This is a genomic window from Acinetobacter sp. GXMZU3951, from assembly GCF_054457875.1.
Window position 1 is genome coordinate 235,138 of the sequence record NZ_JBTLFO010000004.1, and the last position, 18,209, is coordinate 253,346.

The following is an 18,209-nucleotide window of genomic DNA, read 5'->3' on the forward strand; positions in this document are numbered from 1 at the left end:
CACCATACAAACGATGGATTTTTTGTTATAACAATCCATCGTTTATCATATTCACCTCAATCCATGTTTCAAATTCGCCCCATTCAAGAACGAGATAATGCCCGAATCGCACAAATTATCCGTGAAGTTTCCAAAGAATATGGACTTGCCGCAGAGTCCGGTTTTGCCGTTGCCGATCCAATTTTAGATAATTTATATCAGGTCTATAGTCAGCCGAATGCTCAATACTGGGTGATCGAAAATACCCAAGGTGAGATTTTAGGTGGTGGTGGATTGTCTCCACTCCAAGGGGATAGCGAAACACTTGAAATTCAAAAGATGTATTTCTTACCAGAACTTCGTGGACATGGCTTAGCCAAACAACTCCTTGAACAATGCTTTACATTTGCTCAAGCACATCACTATGCATGCTGTTATTTGGAAACAACCTCATCGCTATGGCAAGCCGTAAAACTTTATGAAAAATTAGGCTTTCAACATTTACAAGCCCCCAAAGGCCATACCGGTCACAGCCACGCCTGTGAAATCTGGATGGAAAAAACACTCTAGCCACCATGCAAAAATGACATCAATTGCACTCCATTGATGTCATTCAAACTTGAGGCTGAGTGGTATAGCGCATGCTTATGGATGAAGCGATTGATCCATCATTGCAAATTTTTTAAAAATTTTAGCACGGCGTTTTGGATAAATATTGGCTTTATTTAAATCACCCTCATAATGATCAAAAACGCGTTGATCCATGATTTTAAACCACAATGGTGGAATCATCGCGGGTAACAGCATACTGGCATAACCGCTTGGCAGCTCGGGGGCTTCATCAAAGTGGCGTAAAGCTTGAAATGGGCGCGTTGGGTAAGCATGGTGATCCGAATGACGCTGTAATTGATATAAAAATAAGTTAGTTACAATATTGTTGTTATTCCAGCTATGCTCAGGCATGGTCCGTACATATTTTCCATTTTCATCTTTTTGGCGCAGTAAGCCATAATGTTCAATATAATTAATGATTTCAAATAAACTGATGCCATATAAAGCTTGAGTCGCTAAATATGGAAGAATACCTCCACCAAACATTTTGATCATACTGGCATGAAATGTGGCACTCATGCCCCAGCCTTGTAACAATTCATTGTCCTTAGACCAGAAGGTTTTGCCTTTGCGTTTCAGACGATTACTTTCAATGTCGATTGCAGAGTGAAACGAGCCGATTACCGTTCTTGGCAAAAACTCATAAAAAGTTTCCCCCATTCGGGAAGAAGCCGGATCTTCTGGAGTCGCTGCACGTTTATGATGACCATAAGGATGCTCGACCCGAAAGTGATTATAGCCGGTGGGCACCAGTGCCAAATGCGATAAAATATGATCCAGTCGATGGGATTTATGACTTAACTCGTGGGCCGTATTGACGGCAATCCCATTAATTGCCCCCATGGAAATACCCAATAATATTTTATCAACGAAGGATGTTTGCTTACGTCCAACTAAATAACAGGCATAAATATTTGCAGCGTACTGTAGCGGAATGAAGGTTTTTACTAAACGTGAGTAATACGGGTCTTGTTCAAGTAGCTGCACATCCTCGGTACTGGGATTATTGTTATCCTGACCAATCAGCGCATCTATGGCTGGAATAATGACGTGTAATAATAATGGCCCACCTAAAGCAAAGGCCTTCTTCAGGGGGCGTGGTGCAAATTGGTACCCCGCTAGAATTCCCAAGCCAATTACTGGTAAGGCAGGGCTAATCGCCCACAAATAGCGTTTTTTATCTAAAGCTAAACCTTTTTTCTTTGCTAATGGCAATCCATTCTGTTCAGTCATTTTTACTGTTGCATTCATCTGCAATACTTTCCTTCTTATTTTGTTATCTATATATTTTCCTAATTCAAGCTGCTTCAACAGTTGTCAGCGTCCAAAATAACTGCGCCAAAGTCTTTGGCTTAAAATGATATAGAATGACCTAAAAGCACATATAAAGTATTTAGAAAATTTTTATATTTCACTTAATTAAACAGCAAGATAAGACATGGATGCACTGAGTAAAATTTTTGATGATATTCATCTCAACAAGTCGGAATATATCTATTTAAAGGCACAAGGTGACTGGTGTATTTGCTATCAGGACCAGAGTGCCATGGTTGCTTATGTCATGGTGAGCGGAAAAGCCATGATTGAATTAGATGGATCTACACAGGTTCAAGCCTATGCCGGAGATTTAATCCTGATTCCTTCTGGAGTCAGTCATACTGCATTTAACACACATCATCCCTTTGCGGATACTCTGAATATCACCCACCGCTTTGATGAAACAGGTGAAAAAAGTATTGAATTTGGTAGTGGTCAAGGTGAGCAAACGGTCATCTTGGCGATCCGCTGCCATATGGACAGTATGATGGCACGTCCGTTATTAAATGCCCTACCGCACTATATTCATTTACATCAGCTTAATGGTCAAAGCATTCCAGAATGGTTACAAATTGGTCTTCAGTTTTTAGCGGTGGAAACCTTTAAATTACAGCCAGGACGCGACAAAATCTTGGATCATTTAGTTAGTATTTTCTTTATTGAATGTGTCAGAGATTACATCTTGCAATCGCAGGATGGTCAAAACTGGTTAAGTGCTTTATCCCATCCCGAGCTTTCCAATGCCTTAGCTGCAATTCATGGACACCCGCAACAAGCGTGGACGGTAGAAACGCTTGCCGAACAGTGCTGTATGTCTCGTTCCAAATTTGCACAACTTTTTAGCCAAATGGTTGGAGAAACACCGCTTGCCTATTTACAACAACATCGGCTTCGGGTTGCCTCTCGCTACCTCAGGCACGGACAATACAACATTCAGCAAATTGCCCACTTGGTTGGCTACGCCTCAGAAACAGCATTCAGTCAAAGTTTTAAAAAACAATTTGAAGTAACCCCAAGTCAATATCGACAACAATTTATGTAGTAGTTGCAGCGTTATTGCCCGAATTCAGCAAGTTTAAAATGGCCTGTACTGGATCTTCACTATTGCCTGAGAGTAACTGTTTATGCATGGTAATATGCTGCATAACTTGAATTTGCGATACCTCAATGTTCATTAGTTTTTCAATTTCATGGGCTAAATTCTCAGGTGTCGCATCATTTTGAATGAGCTCTCGAATTACTTTTTTGCCCGCAATAATATTCGGCAATGAATAATAAGGAATCTTTATTAATAATTTCGCAATAAAATACGTCAAAGAATTGAGCTTATAAAATGTCACCATGGGACGATGTAACAACATGGCTTCCAAAGTGGCTGTTCCTGACGCCAAAGCAACAATATTCGCAGCATTCATGACCTGACGACCAATTTTCGATTCGGTGTCACTATTTTCCAATAAATGGACTTTAGCGCGGAAGGTATCTGAATAATGTTGCAGTAAATGTTCAATCTGCTGTTTACGTGCATCATTAATGGCTGGAATAAGAAACTCATAGTCTGGATATTTTTGACTCAGAATCTCTCCCGCTTGTAATACCAATGGCCCTAAACGCTCAACTTCACCACGGCGGCTCCCCGGCAATAAGGCAATATGCTTTTGATTAGTTGCCAAGCCAAGCTCCTGCTTTGCCTCAATCAAATCATTTTTTAATGGCAACTGACTCGCCAAAGGATGCCCTACAAACGCGGCAGTCACATCAAATTTTTTATAAAACGCTTTTTCAAATGGAAATAGGCACAGGACTAAATCAATACTGGCTCTAATCCCGTGAACCCGCCCTTGTCGCCATGCCCAAACCGAAGGACTGACGTACTGCACAGTTTTAATTGGTAATTGCTTTTGTTTTAAACTTTTGGAGAGCCGTAAATTAAAATCTGGAGCATCAATTCCAATAAAAACATCCACTGGATTTTTCGACCATTTTTCAACTAGCCCATCACGCACTGCAAATAACTTTTTAATATCTTTTAAGACTTCTACAATACCCATCACCGATAAAATATCCATGGGATAGTAACTCTGAAATCCTTCAGCGATCATTTGCGGACCACCAATTCCTTCAAACTCAGCATCAATACCTTGCTCACGAAAACTGCGGATTAATTTAGCTCCCAGCGTGTCGCCAGAAACCTCACCGACGACAATGCCTATTTTTAGTTTTTTGTTGTTCAAGACTTTATGCTCTGTTCAAAGTTAAACACATGAATATTCTAGCATAGCCATGGCATTTGAAAAATTTATGCGAACGGATAAAGCACAAATCTAAACCGCCAACTAAAATCTAATTTAGCTATGAATTTTCTGTATTTAATCTAGATTTGCAATAATCTTACAATTGATCATTATTAAAATTACAAATAATATTAATGATAATTATTTGCATTACCATTAATCATGTCTAAACCAACTGCGCTGTTTAAGTATTCTCTACTGGCTCTCACCATTACCCAGATCAACTTAAGCTATGCTGAAGATGATGTTGCGACCCTCTCCACTATTCAGCTACAAGCAGAAAGCAATAGCGATCAGAGTTCTGAAAAAACCAAAGCCTATATCATTAAATCAAGTCGTAGTGCCACCAAGCTAAATATAGATACGCAGGAAACACCGCAAACGGTCAATGTGGTAACGCGTCAGCAAATGGATGACTTTAACCTCACCTCAACACGAGATATTTTAAACAATACCCCAGGGGTGACCGTCACAGGTTTGGAAACCAACCGCACCACCTATACGGCGCGTGGTTTTGATATTTCAAATATTCTCGTAGATGGGATTGGGATTCCTCAGGTCGATAGCTATAACTACAATAATAGTGATGCAGACAGCTATTTTTATGATCGTATTGAAGTGGTCAAAGGTGCCGATGCCCTGACTAATGCCCTAGGAGATCCAGGTGCAACCATCAACTATATTCGCAAACGCCCAACTAAAGAGTTTCAAGCCAATGTAGGAATCAGCTATGGATCTTGGGATACGCAGCGTTATGAAGCAGATATTTCAGGTTCACTAACTCAAGATGGGCGCTTACGTGGACGTTTAGTTGGCTATGAAAAAACTGGAGATTCATACCTCGATCGTTATTCAGAAGAAAAAAATGGCTTTCAAGGGATTCTTGAAGCAGACCTAACGGATAGCACCGTTGCTTCCGTGGGCTATTCCAAAACTCATCAATATGCCAACGGTTCTCAATGGGGCGCATTACCTCTAGTCAATACAGCGGGAGAGCCGTTAAATTATTCGCGTAGCTATAACTATGCACCGTCCTGGACCTATTATGACTGGGACATAGACAACTATTTTGCCAATATCGAACAACAACTGGCTGGTGACTGGAAATTAAGACTCGGCTACAATCTAAAAGAGTCAGAAGTGCGTGACAAAATGCTGTATTTAAGCGGTTCACCATCTGCAACAGACAATACTTCTGGCATTTATCTCTATCCAGAAATTTATAATCAGAAATTTAAAGAAACCACCGCCAATGCGGATATTCAAGGGACCTTCCCGCTTTTTGGGCAACGTCATGAAGCCAATATCGGTTATAACTGGTCAAAATATACAGCTCAAAGTGTCTATTCGTATGGCAGTAGTTTAGGAACTTATACGACTGATCAAGCCAGCTGGTCACCTGCAGAACCCACGTGGGGCGAGTTCTACACAGCAACACCTGAAGAACGTGTAATGAAGTCGGTTTACACTGCTACACGTTTGCATCTTAATGATGATTTGAAACTCATTCTGGGTGCGAACTATACTGAAATTGACACACTGGAATACAAGGAAGATAAAGTTTCACCTTATGCGGGATTGACCTATAACTTCACACCTGAATATACGGGTTATATGAGCTATACCTCTATCTTCCGACCGCAAACGGTAATTGACCTTGCGACCAAACAAACCGCGGTTCCTGTTGAAGGTGAAAGTTATGAGCTGGGTGTCAAAAGTTCATGGCTCAATGGTGCTCTCACAGGTAATTTTGCTATATTTAGAACTGACGAAGATAATTTCGCCTTAAATCCCCTATGGGATGCGACCTATAACAAATATACGTCTGATATTGGCACAGTACGCTCGCAAGGCGTAGAAATTGGTCTATCTGGAAAAATGACGGATAATCTCGACCTTGTCTTCGGTTTCTCCACATTTAGTCTAAAAAACATGGAATCTGGTGAAAAAGCCCGTGTCAATATTCCAACCCAAACCATCAACGCTTTAGCATCTTACACCGTACCGCAATTGCCTAAACTCAAACTTGGTGCCAGCGTAAAATGGCAAGATGACATTCAAGACACCTCTTATGCAGCGATTACTCAAGATGCTTATGCTTTATTCAATCTAATGGCGAGCTATGAAGTGAATCCAAATGTCTTAGTGCAAGTAAATGGCAACAACCTGACCAATGAAAAATATCTGACTGGGCTTTCTGGTGGACAAGGATATTATGGTGCTTCTACTAACTATACCGTTGCTTTAAAATTTAAATATTAATCTTAACGGCCAAGCCTGAACATTCAGGCTTGGCTTTTCTGTATTTTCAGAGTGAGCCCTCTATGCGTAAAGCACCATCTCTTTCCTATACTTATCGCCTGCAAGTGCTGTATCGCGTTGTTGTGGCTTTTGTCATAGGTTTTATGTGCGCTGGGCTACTCAGTCTAGATTTAACTTATTTGATGCATCATCACCTGCCTAAAGCAGAAGCCATTTATTTGTCTGCATTTATCAGCATTATTTTTTATGCTGCATTTGTCATAACCAGTTTCTGTGTTCAATCATTGCTTCGGCTTACGGTTATAAGTTGTGGAGTATTGGGCTGTGTATTTTTTCTATTTCTAGGAATACGTTAACTCATGCATAAAAGTATTCGACAATCCATGGCATGGTTACACTCATGGACAGGGTTACTACTGGGCTGGGTGATCTTTGCGATCTTTCTTATGGGGACTGCATCTTACTACCGCCATGAAATTAACTTATGGATGCAGCCAGAACTGGCAAAATACGAAATCCAACAACAAGTTGCCATTCAGACTGCCAGTCAATATTTGCACAGCCATGCCCCCGATGCCAAATCCTGGTTTATAGCGGTCGCCACAGCAGAATCACCAGTGAATAGCATTTATTGGCAAAAAGCAGATGGTGGCTATGAACGTAAAATACTTGATGCAAATTCTGGGCAAGAGTTGACTCTTTCAGCGACTGAAGGTGGCGATTTTTTCTATCGATTTCATTATCAACTGTTTGGCTTGCCCATTCAAATTGGCCGCTTAGTGGTTTGCTTCGCTGCATTCATCATGCTAATCGCATTAATTTCAGGCATCATCACGCATAAAAAAATCTTCACCGATTTTTTTACACTGCGTACCTTTAAATCACAACGCTCCTGGCTAGACTTCCATAACGTCAGCTCCGTGATTGCTTTACCTTTTTTCTTAATGATCACCTTCACGGGTTTAGCCATTTTTTTCTATTTATATTTGCCTTGGGGAATGAAAGCACTTTACCCCGATAACCCTTACCAGTACTTCACAGAAATTCGTAGCCAAGCCATTCAACAAGATGCACCTGCTTTAGCGCAACCCAATTTGAATATGACAAGCTTATTACATACCGTTGAGCAACAATGGGGACAACAAGAACTTCGTTCCATTGCCGTGCAATATCCTAATACCAATCAAGCTGTGTATACCTTCACTCAATTACAAGATCACAGCATCACTGGCAACCAAGCGCAAATCACTTTACGCGGTGCAGATGCACAAATTATCCACAACACACGTAATGACAGTGCAATTGCAACTTTAAATTTTGGTGTCTATGGCTTACATATGGCCACTTTTGCCCAACCCGCACTTAGACTGGCCTTCTTTTTCTCTGGCTTATTGGGCTGTTGCATGATTGCTTCAGGTTTACTCCTCTGGAGTCTTAAACGACAGCTTCAAAACAAATCAGCACAATTTCATTTTGGGCACTATCTGGTCGATCGACTCAATCTGGCAACTTTTGTCGGTTTACCCATCGCCATGCTGGGTTATTTGCTCTGCAACCGCCTAGTCTATCTAACCGCCAATTTACCCAATTACGAGATCTATACCTTTTTTATGCTTTGGTGTTTAAGCCTCATCGCTGCACTTTGCACGCCTAAACTATGGTTATGGCGCTCACAACTGATTTGTTTCATCCTACTTGCCTTAGGTCTGGTCATTTTCAATGCCATTTACCTCTTGCAGCATCAATATATTGATAGCTTCAGCAGCTATTGGCCGTTTTTAAGAATCGACGTGTTCATCCTGCTTCTCGCTATTTTAGCGATCTTTATTTACAAGAATATTCATCCTATTCAAATGGAGGCCACACAAAAAATAGCGAAGAAAATCGCAGCGACTCAAGAGGTTAATGCTTCATGATGATTCTTTTGGGCATGCTTTGCATTCTGACTGGCATGTGGTGCTTATATTTAATAAGTGCTAAACAGATTGGAAAAAGTCGGCAATCCGCGTGGCATTTTTTTACACGGTTTCCCCAATGTACCCGTAGTCTTGCCTATATTCTTTTTTTTATAGCCGCGGGCATTTTTATTGAAACTTTTGGCATTTCAATTGGTTTCGTCAGCTGGTGGTTGTTTGCCAGCCCTGTCATTTTGCTTTTAATATTATTAATCAATGATTTAAAAAACAAAAACAAAGCCAAAATGCGGAATCATTGATTTATCTTGTTTATGCGCCACAGAAAGCTTTAGCGTTTTTTTGCATAAGTAAATCATTTATCAAGACAAACACTTATCTTAAAAAGTCATAACATATGCGTGGTTTATCATATTTGGCTTCTATTCATGTTTGGTTCTGTTGAATATATTCTTGCAGGTGTTTTGGTTGGGTTATGTGTAGGGATTACGGGTGTCGGTGGTGGTTCTCTTATGACCCCGATTCTGATTAGCCTTTTTAAAATCGAGCCTCACATTGCCATCGGAACCGACCTTCTCTATGCATCGATCTCCAAGTTTTGCGGCTCAATGGTGCATGCGAAAAAAATGAATATTGTCTGGCCAATCGTGATTTGGCTCGCAGTCGGCAGTATTCCTGCCTCTTTTGCCACCCATTGGGTCCTTGAAAATTATTTAAGCCAATCCTCACAGTATAAAGCTGTGCTCACCATGGTCTTAGGCTTCATGCTGACCCTTACGGGTGTATCAATTATTTTCCGCGGTCATATTGAACGGTTTTTCAATAAATTCCGTAAAGATGAACGCTTAGACATGACTGAAGACTTGGAAAGAGTAAATTTCCAAGCCAAAGATAAACGTGCATATATCATTATCATGGGTATTGTGCTCGGAATTTTTGTCACATTATCTTCAGTCGGTGCGGGTGCCTTTGGCATTATGGCACTGGTGATTATGTTCCCGAATTTACCCATGATTCGGATTATTGGGTCTGACGTAGTACATGCCGTATTACTGACACTCGTCGCAGGTCTTGGGCATATGAGTTCTGGTAATGTCGATTTTAACCTGTTGGGCTGGTTATTGGTGGGTTCTATTCCTGCCATTGTGATCGGCACGCTGATTAGCTCGCGTTTACCTGAAAAAATTATCCGTAAGATTCTCGGAATCACGCTTTTTGCTTTGGGTGTAAATTTTATGATTAACCCAGTGAAAGCCAAACCTGTACAAAAACCAAGCACCGCGATGGTTTATACTGTTGAAAAATCACACAGTGTTTAAACTATCTATGCGATTAATCTGTTTATTTCACGGTTTTATTGGTCTTTTGTATAGTAAAAGACTGATTAAATCGTGTTATATTCAGGCAACTAAAAAAACTCTTGTATGATCGATCTAGTGACAGCAATGAATACACAACAGCCAACCCCTATTACTCAATCAGACATTGACGACGTAAATGTGAAAAGCATTCAGCCTTTAGTAACGCCAGCAGAGCTAAAAAAAGAGTTGCCGTTAACTGAAAATGCATATCAAACTGTGCTTAAAGGTCGTGAAACCATTCGTAATATTTTAGATGGGAAAGATAAGCGTCTTTTTGTCGTAATTGGTCCATGTTCTATTCATGATACCGTTGCTGCACATGATTATGCTGACCGCTTAAGAGTACTCAGCGAAAAAGTGAAAGACACACTTTATATCGTCATGCGAGTGTATTTTGAAAAACCACGTACCACTGTGGGCTGGAAAGGTTTAATTAACGATCCAGACATGAATGACTCATTCAATATTGAAAAAGGTCTTCGCATTGGTCGTCAGTTGCTGTTGGAATTAAATGAAAAAGGTTTACCTTGTGCAACAGAAGCACTCGATCCTAACTCACCACAGTATTACCAAGATTTGATTTCATGGTCTGCCATTGGTGCACGTACCACAGAAAGCCAAACTCACCGTGAAATGTCTTCAGGTCTTTCTTCTCCTGTTGGCTTTAAAAATGGAACTGATGGTGGCTTAACTGTTGCTACCAATGCGATGCAATCAGTTAAACATGGCCATAGCTTCTTAGGTCTTAACGAACTGGGTCAGGTTTCGGTGATTCGTACCAGCGGTAACCCTTATGCGCACGTCGTATTACGTGGTGGTAATGGCAAACCAAACTATGATGCAGGTTCTGTTGCCGAGGCTGAAAATGCTTTAGCAAAAGCCAAAGTCAGCACCAAAATTATGATTGATACCAGTCATGCCAACTCAAATAAAGACCCCTTCCTACAACCATTGGTGCTTAAAAACATTGCAGAGCAAATTGTAGATGGCAACAAATCGATTGTCGGGATTATGGTTGAAAGCCACTTAAAAGGTGGTCGCCAAGATATTCCAGACAACTTATGTGATTTAGAATACGGTAAATCCGTTACCGATGGTTGTATTGACTGGGATACCACTGAAAAAGTACTGCTAGAAATGCATAATACTTTAAAAGATGTATTACCTAATCGTTAAGCCTTCAACGCCATCCTTTAGGATGGCGTTTTGTTTTACTGCCAAGCAAAGTCAGCGTTATGAATCAACTCGAAAATGCCTTAAGCCAAATCGACCATTTCCAATTTGTACATGAACATTTATTTAGCTCGGGACAACCCACGGTTGAACAGTTACAACTAATCAAAGAATATGGTATTACCACCGTAATTAATCTGGCTTTAAATGATGCAGACAATCACCTGCCACAGGAAGATCGTGTTTGCTTGGAATTAGGCTTGAATTACATCCACATTCCAATTCTTTGGGATACCCCGTCGGATGAACAATGCTTATTGGTTTTAGACATGCTCAATCACTTGGTGCAAGAACAAATGGTTTGGGTACACTGCACTAAAAACTTGCGAGTCAGCAGCTTAATGTATCTGTATCGACAGTATTATATGGATATGGATATCGCGACAGCCCAAGAGCTGTTACACAAGGTCTGGGAACCCAATGAAACCTGGACTGGACTTATGCATGCTGTAGCCTTACAACTGCAAGGTCGTAAAGCTACTAAAGAGTTACAACAGTCACTCATGAGTGCAGGTCATTTTGCTTGATGACTAATTAAAACCGTAGCTGTTGCCAAGATTCCTTCCTGACGCCCAGTAAATCCAAGCTTTTCCGTGGTTGTTGCTTTAATACTAATTTGAGTAACATCCACGTCTAACACGTCCGCAATACTCTGACGCATTTGCAAATTAAATTTTGCCAGCTTAGGACGTTCACACGCCACTGTCATATCGGCATTATTCAAGACATAACCACGATCTAAAATCAATTGATACACATGCTTTAATAACACACGACTATCAGCACCCTTAAACTCTGGATCAGTGTCTGGAAAATGCTGACCGATATCCCCCAATGCCAGCGCACCCAATAAAGCATCACATAAGGCGTGTAATACAACATCCCCATCTGAGTGGGCTTTTAAACCCTGCATATGGGGAATTTTAACGCCCGCCAAAGTGACAAATTCACCTTCTTCAAATGCATGGACATCCATTCCCTGACCAATTCGAATTTGTGCGACCATAAGTACTCCCTGAGAAATAAATGTTTGAAATCTTGTATTCTATGTTTCGACTTCGCTATAGTTACACCAGCACAGTGTTGTGAAAGTATAAGCGATCATGTTGTTGAATACAGACATTAAATTCTTTAGAACTATAGCATCTTTCATTGGTATCGGTTGTATTTACAGTAGTCTTAGCTATGCGCAAGAAATTAACTGTAGCCAGCCTGATAGCTCCGCTATAAAAACGCTTTGCTCCAGCAATTTTGAACAACAGCGCCAAAAGCTTCAAAACCAGTATGTCACTGCTTTTCTAATTAGTGATGCCCCTTTACGACTCTTAGAAGATACTCATCAACTCTGGTTTAAACGCATCCAGCAATGTAAAACCTCATCTTGCTTTAATCAGCAATTTGAACTGCGCACGGACGACTTAAACTTTTATACATCACTGAATCAGAGTTTGACCCAACATTATTTAAAGTTTGAAAATGGCAAGATTGCAAAGAATCCCGTACATCTTCAAATTCATCAGCTCAGTAAGGACAATATTAAAATTGAGGGTTTAGCTTATCGTAATCCCAATAATAAAAAAGAAACTCAGACCATTTCCTTTCTGGCCTATACCACTACCGATAAGAAGCAAAATATTGTAGATAATGAGCATGACTGTAACTATCAGTTTGATTACTCAAGGGCTATTTTAACCATTAAAACTCAGCAAAAAGGCTGCGAACGCTTTACAGGCGTGTATCGACTGTATGATTAAAACTTAACAAAGCCAACCCTGTTCAAGTTTTTCGATCACTTTTAATTATTCGCTGCGATGTTCACGACTGAATAATTGCCATAAAAAAGCACAGAATCAATCTGTGCTTTTTTACGAAAGTTGTATTAGGCTGGATATGCCGATGCAATTTCCTGACTAATCATCACCGCAGTCGCTGCGGACAGCGTCCACCCCAAATGACCATGCCCCGTGTTATAAAACACGCGATCACGTCGCCCACGACGTACAATCGGCATCATATTTGGCATCATCGGGCGTAAGCCTGCCCATGGCACCACACTTTCAGTAGAGATATCAAAGTTCTTATTCGCCCAATCGACCAAAGGTTGAATACGATCTGCACGAATATCACGGTTATAACCATTGAATTCCGCTGTACCCGCAATTCTTAAACGGCTCTCACCTAATCGTGAAGTCACAATCTTGGCACTTTCATCCAGCAAACTGACCCACGGTGCATGTTGTACACTTTGCTGATCCTCTAAATTAATAGTAATCGAATATCCTTTCACTGGATAAACATTGACTTTATCACCAAGCAAATGTGCTAGCTGATAACTTCCTACGCCCCCACAAACCACAATAGCATCTGCTTCTAAATATTCTGTTTCCGACTCCGTTGACTTCATATTTTCGTCACTGGCTTTACAAACCACCGTGATGCCTTGGTCATGATGTCGAACATCGGTTACGTCCAAGCCAAAACGATATTTCACTCCATATTTCTGTGTCGCTTTGGCAAGACCTGCAGTGAACTTATGAATATCCCCAGTTGCATCCCCCGGGCAATAAAACCCTCCATAATAATCCCCTGTCAGGCTTGGCTCTATATGCTTAATTTCTTCTGGTGTTACCGCATGACGTTCTAGACCACCAGTGCGTAGCAATTCATTCACACGGGTTGCGACTTCATAATCTGCTTTATTGTGATAAAAATGCAGAATTCCGCGCTTTTCCAAATCGAATTGAATATCTTCTTGATCCGCGATATCAAATAAACGCTTACGTGCCATCAATGCCAATCTAACCGTTTCTCGGGTATTCTCTTCATAATATTTAATATTGCCCAGAAATTCGACCAACCATGCATACTTATGTACATCAAAGGAAGGGTTTAGTAACAACGGGGCATCTTTGCGCGTCATCCATTTAATGCCTTTTAGCACGGTCGACTTTTGATTCCAAACTTCAGCATTGCATGCAGAAAGCTGACCACCATTGGCAAAAGAGGTTTCCATAGCAGGATAGAGATGTTTATCGATCACGGTAACATCGTAACCTAATTGAGATAATTCATAAGCTGAAGTTACCCCAGTAATTCCAGAGCCAATAACAATAATATGTGGCATAAAGCACTCCTTCGAAATGCATGCATTCCTTGTTTATGCCCCATCTGTCATTGGTACCTGAGAGCTTCGGTCATATCAGATACAACCATCCCCTTCGGTGAGTGCCTTTCTTGTGTTTATGCACTTCTCTCCAGATTTTGAAATTATTACAGTCCTTCTGCCTGAGAGTTTCCGGGGTCGTTGCTCCTTCGGCGAGCACTATGACAGTGCTTCTCTCCTGCAATAATTGCTTCTTATAATATGAGCAATATATATACCATTAGCGAGCAACAAATAAACATTTTTAGTAATTAATTATGCATTATTTTTCAATTTTATTTTTTATTGTTTTAAATCAGCATATTATAAATTAATACTATTTTTAAAAAACCACTCTAAAATACAAAAAAGCCCCCTAAGGGGGCTAGCATCATGCACAACTTAGCGGTGTGTATGAATCGACATGACAATTCCCATGCCCGCAAGTAGTGCAATAACTGCAGTACCACCATAACTCATTAATGGTAATGGGTCACCAGTTACTGGTAAAATTCCGCTAATCATGCCTGAATTTAAAAACACAAAGAAAAAGAAGGTCAAACCAATTGAACTCGCCAGTAAGCGACCATAGTTATGGAATGAATTCAGACCAATCATCATGCAACGAAAAATAATAGCTGCATACAGGACAAATAAAAACATCACCCCGATAAAGCCAAACTCTTCCGAGTAAGTCGATAAAATAAAATCGGTATGATGTTCTGGCAAATACCCCAAATGTGACTGCGTTCCCTCCAAATACCCCTTACCCATTAGACCGCCAGATCCAATCGCAATTTTAGACTGAATAATATTCCAGCCAGCCCCTAAAGCATCAGATTCAGGATCAAATAAAGTTAAGACACGTTTCTTTTGATAGGTTTGCAACACATACATCCAGAGTACAGGGGTAACGACTGCCAGTGCTGCGAATGCACCCAAGATCAGTCGCCAAGACATACCACTCAGGAACAAAACAAAAATACCAGGAATAATCAATCCGATGGATAAGTCGGGTTGTAAAGCCACCAATACAAACGGCACAAACATGATAATCAGTGCACCGATAATATGAATCAGCTTAGGAGGAAATGGCTTACGCGCAAAATACCATGCCATCATCAGTGGCATCGCAAACTTCATAAACTCACTGGGCTGAACACTGCCAATACCCGGTACAGTCAACCAACGCTTGGCCCCTAGTCTCGTATCCCCCACCACCAAGACCAAAATCAATAGTACGACAGAGATGAGATAAAAATATGGACTCGTGGCCTGATAAACCTTTGGCGGAATCTGAGCACAGATAAACAGTAATATAAAACCTACACCAAAACTGGTGGCCTGACGAAGCACCATTCCCATATCTTCAGCAGTGGCGCTATATACCGCCATTAAGCCAATAATGGAATTAATCACCAAGAAACCTAATAACCAAGGATCTAAATGCAAGCGGTGCCATTTGGAGGAATCGTCTTTAATACTTCGCCCATCACGTAAGGACTGACGTAAAAAACGATACTGTTGTGAAGGTATCATCAGAAAGACAAAACAGCTAAAAGCGCCAAGTATAAATTTAAAGTACTAGAGAGTGAATGCTTAATTTCACGTTCTGGAAAATTATTTCGTAACTCCGAAATTTGCTGTCAATAAGGCGGCAAAAGTTCAGCTTTGTGACGCAATAATTAAGCGAGCTAACTGCAAATCATCTGGATAAGTAATCTTGATATTGTCTGAGCGGCCATGCACCACATTCACCGAATACCCCATGTATTCCAAGGCACTGGCTTCATCAGTAATAACTTGACCATCTTGGAGTGCATGTTGAATTGCTTGCTTTAATACACCTAATCGAGCCATTTGCGGTGTTTGTGCTTGCCACAAAGCTTCGCGGCTGACTGTTTTGCTGATGACGGTTTCGGTGTGTACCAGCTTTAAGGTATCACGTACTGGTATTGCCAAAATTGCTGCCTGATCGGTGTGCATGGCAGAATCAATCAAAGCCTGCAAAGATGCTGTAGTCACACAAGGACGCGCAGCATCATGTACCAACACCCAATCATCTGCAGCGGCAATTTCAGATAAATAATTGAGCGCATTTAAAACCGAATCAACACGCTCTGCACCACCCGCACAAAAATGTGCTCGCTCAGAAGACGCCAAAGATAATGTATTGATGACAGCATCATCTTCGGACACAGCCAAAACATAACCCGCTAAAGCAAGAGTATTGACACGCTCTACGGTATGTTCCAATACTGTTTTCTGATCAATCAGTTGATATTGTTTAAGCTCTGTCTGAGAAAAGCGACGTCCAGAGCCCGCAGCAGGAATCACTACCCACAGTTTATTGTGCATTTGCTGGTTCTGGTGGGATGGCGTTGTCATCTTCATTGGTGCGTGTATCTATCTTGGCGTTTGGATCAATATAAATCGGTTTGTATTGGGTACTGATCGTACTCATTTGCACAAAAGTTTCACGCGGCTTAATTAAACCTAAATCTAAACGTGCATGTTCTTCTATGGCTTCAACACCATTTTTTAAATCATAAACTTCAGCAGCTAAAACGCGATTGCGCTCTTTAAGCTCATCATTAATTTCTGTTTGTTGTTGGATTTTTTGGGTCAGTTGCTGGTGATCATGATAGCCACCTTCACCAAACCAGAATAAATACTGAAACCCTGCGATCAGTACGATCGCAAGGCCCAATAGTAATTTACTCGCAACGGAGTCAAATACATTTAACATAGATAGCATTCAATCGCTTAGTTCAAACCTTTGAACTCAGCTTTACCGCGATAGATTGCATTAGTCAACTCTTCAATACGAAGCAATTGGTTATATTTTGCAACACGGTCAGAACGGCAAAGTGAACCAGTCTTGATTTGACCCGCTGCTGTACCTACAGCAAGATCCGCAATGGTTGAATCTTCTGTTTCACCAGAACGATGAGAAATAACAGTTGAGTAACCATTTGCTTTTGCAAGATAGATCGCATCAAGTGTTTCAGTCAAAGTACCAATTTGGTTGTACTTGATCAGGATAGAGTTGCCTACTTTTTGATCAATACCACGTTGTAAAATCTTAGGATTCGTTACGAATAAATCGTCACCCACCAATTGGATTTTGTCACCAAGGATTGACGTTAAGTAAGACCAACCTTCCCAGTCAGACTCATCCAAACCATCTTCAATAGAGATAATTGGATATTGGTTTACAAGACCTGCTAAATAGTCAGAGAACTGATTGCTTGTGAATGCTTTATTGCCTTCACCTGCAAGGATATATTGACCATTTTTGTAAAATTCTGAAGATGCACAGTCAAGCGCAAGCATAATATCAGAACCAGCTTTGTAACCAGTTTGACCAATTGCTTCAAGAATAACCGTGATTGCTTCTTCATTAGAACGTAAGTTCGGCGCAAAACCACCTTCATCACCTACAGCAGTGTTTAAACCTTTTTTGTTTAAAACTGATTTTAGAGAATGGAAGATTTCAGCACCCGCACGTAATGCTTCAGAGAATGAAGTGAAGCCAACTGGCTCAATCATGAACTCTTGGATATCAACGTTGTTGTCTGCATGTGAACCACCATTGATGATGTTCATCATAGGTACAGGCATGCTCAAAGTTGTTTGACCACGTAAGTCTGCGATGTATTGGAAAAGAGGAATTTTCTTTTCAGTAGCAGCAGCACGTGCAGCAGCCAAAGAAACAGCTAGAGTTGCGTTAGCACCTAGTTTTTCTTTGTTCTCAGTACCATCAAGCGCGATCATCGTGTTATCGATGTCTTTTTGTTCAAATACTGATTTACCAACTAAAGCGTCACGGATTAAAGTGTTTACGTTGTTAACCGCATTTTTAACACCTTTACCTAAATAACGTGCTTTGTCGCCGTCACGAAGTTCTAAAGCTTCACGAGAACCAGTTGAAGCACCAGATGGTGCACATGCACGGCCTACAACGCCAGATTCTAGGATAACGTCTGCTTCGATGGTTGGGTTACCACGAGAGTCCAAAATTTCACGTGCACGAATGTCAACGATTTGGCTCATGAATAATTCCTCAGTTGATTAATAACGAGATGCTTTAGAA

At 40.8% G+C, this 18,209-nt stretch carries 16 protein-coding genes and 1 riboswitch; of the genes, 8 read left to right on the plus strand and 8 right to left on the minus strand.

Annotated elements, in window-relative coordinates; all coding sequences use genetic code 11:
* Positions 1 to 63: 63 nt before the first annotated feature.
* Complete coding sequence (locus ACX17N_RS08885) at positions 64 to 549, plus strand: GNAT family N-acetyltransferase (RefSeq protein WP_458892199.1); 486 nt, start codon at positions 64 to 66, stop codon at positions 547 to 549.
* A 75-nt stretch (positions 550 to 624) separates the two neighbouring features.
* Here ACX17N_RS08885 and ACX17N_RS08890 read toward each other — a convergent pair whose 3' ends face one another.
* Entirely contained in the window at positions 625 to 1,824 is a 1,200-nt protein-coding gene (locus ACX17N_RS08890) for an alkane 1-monooxygenase (RefSeq protein ID WP_458892251.1), read from the minus strand.
* Positions 1,825 to 2,029: 205 nt separating this feature from the next.
* Between ACX17N_RS08890 and ACX17N_RS08895 the strand changes: the two genes are divergently transcribed.
* Complete coding sequence (locus ACX17N_RS08895) at positions 2,030 to 2,950, plus strand: AraC family transcriptional regulator (protein WP_458892200.1); 921 nt, start codon at positions 2,030 to 2,032, stop codon at positions 2,948 to 2,950.
* Here the strand turns inward: ACX17N_RS08895 and lpxB are convergent.
* The gene (lpxB, locus tag ACX17N_RS08900) at positions 2,943 to 4,142 is read right to left on the minus strand and encodes a lipid-A-disaccharide synthase (protein ID WP_458892201.1); all 1,200 of its coding nucleotides are present in this window, start codon (positions 4,140 to 4,142) and stop codon (positions 2,943 to 2,945) included. The two genes, ACX17N_RS08895 and lpxB, sit on opposite strands and share 8 nt — an antisense overlap.
* A gap of 222 nt (positions 4,143 to 4,364) precedes the next feature.
* Between lpxB and ACX17N_RS08905 the strand changes: the two genes are divergently transcribed.
* The 5 genes from ACX17N_RS08905 (at position 4,365) to ACX17N_RS08925 (ending at position 11,498) form a co-directional block, all read left to right on the plus strand.
* Positions 4,365 to 6,464, plus strand: coding sequence for a TonB-dependent siderophore receptor (locus ACX17N_RS08905; protein ID WP_458892202.1), 2,100 nt, complete (start codon positions 4,365 to 4,367; stop codon positions 6,462 to 6,464).
* Between the two features lie 359 nt (positions 6,465 to 6,823).
* A complete protein-coding gene (locus ACX17N_RS08910; RefSeq protein WP_458892203.1) occupies positions 6,824 to 8,380 on the plus strand; it encodes a PepSY-associated TM helix domain-containing protein in 1,557 nt (518 codons plus the stop codon).
* A gap of 425 nt (positions 8,381 to 8,805) precedes the next feature.
* Entirely contained in the window at positions 8,806 to 9,696 is an 891-nt protein-coding gene (locus tag ACX17N_RS08915; RefSeq protein ID WP_458892204.1) for a sulfite exporter TauE/SafE family protein, read from the plus strand.
* A 126-nt stretch (positions 9,697 to 9,822) separates the two neighbouring features.
* Positions 9,823 to 10,914, plus strand: a complete 1,092-nt coding sequence (locus ACX17N_RS08920) for a 3-deoxy-7-phosphoheptulonate synthase (RefSeq protein WP_458892205.1) — start codon at positions 9,823 to 9,825, stop codon at positions 10,912 to 10,914.
* Positions 10,915 to 10,973: 59 nt separating this feature from the next.
* On the plus strand, positions 10,974 to 11,498 hold the full coding sequence (locus ACX17N_RS08925) for a protein tyrosine phosphatase family protein (RefSeq protein ID WP_458892206.1): 525 nt from the start codon (positions 10,974 to 10,976) through the stop codon (positions 11,496 to 11,498).
* Here ACX17N_RS08925 and ispF read toward each other — a convergent pair.
* Positions 11,486 to 11,977 carry a 2-C-methyl-D-erythritol 2,4-cyclodiphosphate synthase gene (gene ispF, locus ACX17N_RS08930; RefSeq protein ID WP_458892207.1) on the minus strand — a complete coding sequence of 164 codons (492 nt, stop codon included), beginning with the start codon at positions 11,975 to 11,977 and terminating at the stop codon, positions 11,486 to 11,488. The genes ACX17N_RS08925 and ispF overlap by 13 nt on opposite strands.
* 97 nt (positions 11,978 to 12,074) lie before the next feature.
* Here ispF and ACX17N_RS08935 point away from each other — a divergent pair, with 97 nt between their 5' ends.
* Positions 12,075 to 12,725 (plus strand): A1S_1983 family putative colistin resistance protein, encoded by a 651-nt coding sequence (locus tag ACX17N_RS08935; RefSeq protein WP_458892208.1) that lies wholly within the window; start codon positions 12,075 to 12,077, stop codon positions 12,723 to 12,725.
* Positions 12,726 to 12,850: 125 nt separating this feature from the next.
* On the opposite strand, the gene ACX17N_RS08940 is transcribed toward ACX17N_RS08935, so the two are convergent.
* From ACX17N_RS08940 to eno, 5 genes are all read right to left on the minus strand, one after another.
* A complete protein-coding gene (locus tag ACX17N_RS08940; RefSeq protein ID WP_458892209.1) occupies positions 12,851 to 14,095 on the minus strand; it encodes a D-amino acid dehydrogenase in 1,245 nt (414 codons plus the stop codon).
* Between the two features lie 139 nt (positions 14,096 to 14,234).
* Positions 14,235 to 14,325, minus strand: a riboswitch (glycine riboswitch).
* A 190-nt stretch (positions 14,326 to 14,515) separates the two neighbouring features.
* The gene (rodA, locus tag ACX17N_RS08945; protein WP_458892210.1) at positions 14,516 to 15,652 is read right to left on the minus strand and encodes a rod shape-determining protein RodA; all 1,137 of its coding nucleotides are present in this window, start codon (positions 15,650 to 15,652) and stop codon (positions 14,516 to 14,518) included.
* Positions 15,653 to 15,778: 126 nt separating this feature from the next.
* The gene (gene ispD / locus ACX17N_RS08950) at positions 15,779 to 16,501 is read right to left on the minus strand and encodes a 2-C-methyl-D-erythritol 4-phosphate cytidylyltransferase (protein ID WP_458892211.1); all 723 of its coding nucleotides are present in this window, start codon (positions 16,499 to 16,501) and stop codon (positions 15,779 to 15,781) included.
* Positions 16,461 to 16,862: a cell division protein FtsB gene (ftsB, locus tag ACX17N_RS08955; RefSeq protein WP_458892212.1), complete on the minus strand. Its 402-nt coding sequence runs from the start codon at positions 16,860 to 16,862 to the stop codon at positions 16,461 to 16,463. The genes ispD and ftsB overlap by 41 nt, the downstream gene beginning before the upstream one ends.
* 17 nt (positions 16,863 to 16,879) lie before the next feature.
* A complete protein-coding gene (gene eno / locus ACX17N_RS08960; protein ID WP_241625177.1) occupies positions 16,880 to 18,169 on the minus strand; it encodes a phosphopyruvate hydratase in 1,290 nt (429 codons plus the stop codon).
* Between the last annotated feature and the right edge of the window lie 40 nt (positions 18,170 to 18,209).

Coding starts and splice junctions, on each gene's coding strand:
- ACX17N_RS08885 (WP_458892199.1), top strand. CDS start 64: ATGTTTCAAATTCGCCCCATTCAAGAACGAGATAATGCCCGAATCGCA.
- ACX17N_RS08890 (WP_458892251.1), bottom strand. CDS start 1,824: ATGACTGAACAGAATGGATTGCCATTAGCAAAGAAAAAAGGTTTAGCT.
- ACX17N_RS08895 (WP_458892200.1), top strand. CDS start 2,030: ATGGATGCACTGAGTAAAATTTTTGATGATATTCATCTCAACAAGTCG.
- ACX17N_RS08905 (WP_458892202.1), top strand. CDS start 4,365: ATGTCTAAACCAACTGCGCTGTTTAAGTATTCTCTACTGGCTCTCACC.
- ACX17N_RS08910 (WP_458892203.1), top strand. CDS start 6,824: ATGCATAAAAGTATTCGACAATCCATGGCATGGTTACACTCATGGACA.
- ACX17N_RS08915 (WP_458892204.1), top strand. CDS start 8,806: ATGTTTGGTTCTGTTGAATATATTCTTGCAGGTGTTTTGGTTGGGTTA.
- ACX17N_RS08920 (WP_458892205.1), top strand. CDS start 9,823: ATGAATACACAACAGCCAACCCCTATTACTCAATCAGACATTGACGAC.
- ACX17N_RS08925 (WP_458892206.1), top strand. CDS start 10,974: ATGAATCAACTCGAAAATGCCTTAAGCCAAATCGACCATTTCCAATTT.
- ispF (WP_458892207.1), bottom strand. CDS start 11,977: ATGGTCGCACAAATTCGAATTGGTCAGGGAATGGATGTCCATGCATTT.
- ACX17N_RS08935 (WP_458892208.1), top strand. CDS start 12,075: ATGTTGTTGAATACAGACATTAAATTCTTTAGAACTATAGCATCTTTC.
- ACX17N_RS08940 (WP_458892209.1), bottom strand. CDS start 14,095: ATGCCACATATTATTGTTATTGGCTCTGGAATTACTGGGGTAACTTCA.
- rodA (WP_458892210.1), bottom strand. CDS start 15,652: ATGATACCTTCACAACAGTATCGTTTTTTACGTCAGTCCTTACGTGAT.
- ispD (WP_458892211.1), bottom strand. CDS start 16,501: ATGACAACGCCATCCCACCAGAACCAGCAAATGCACAATAAACTGTGG.
- ftsB (WP_458892212.1), bottom strand. CDS start 16,862: ATGTTAAATGTATTTGACTCCGTTGCGAGTAAATTACTATTGGGCCTT.
- eno (WP_241625177.1), bottom strand. CDS start 18,169: ATGAGCCAAATCGTTGACATTCGTGCACGTGAAATTTTGGACTCTCGT.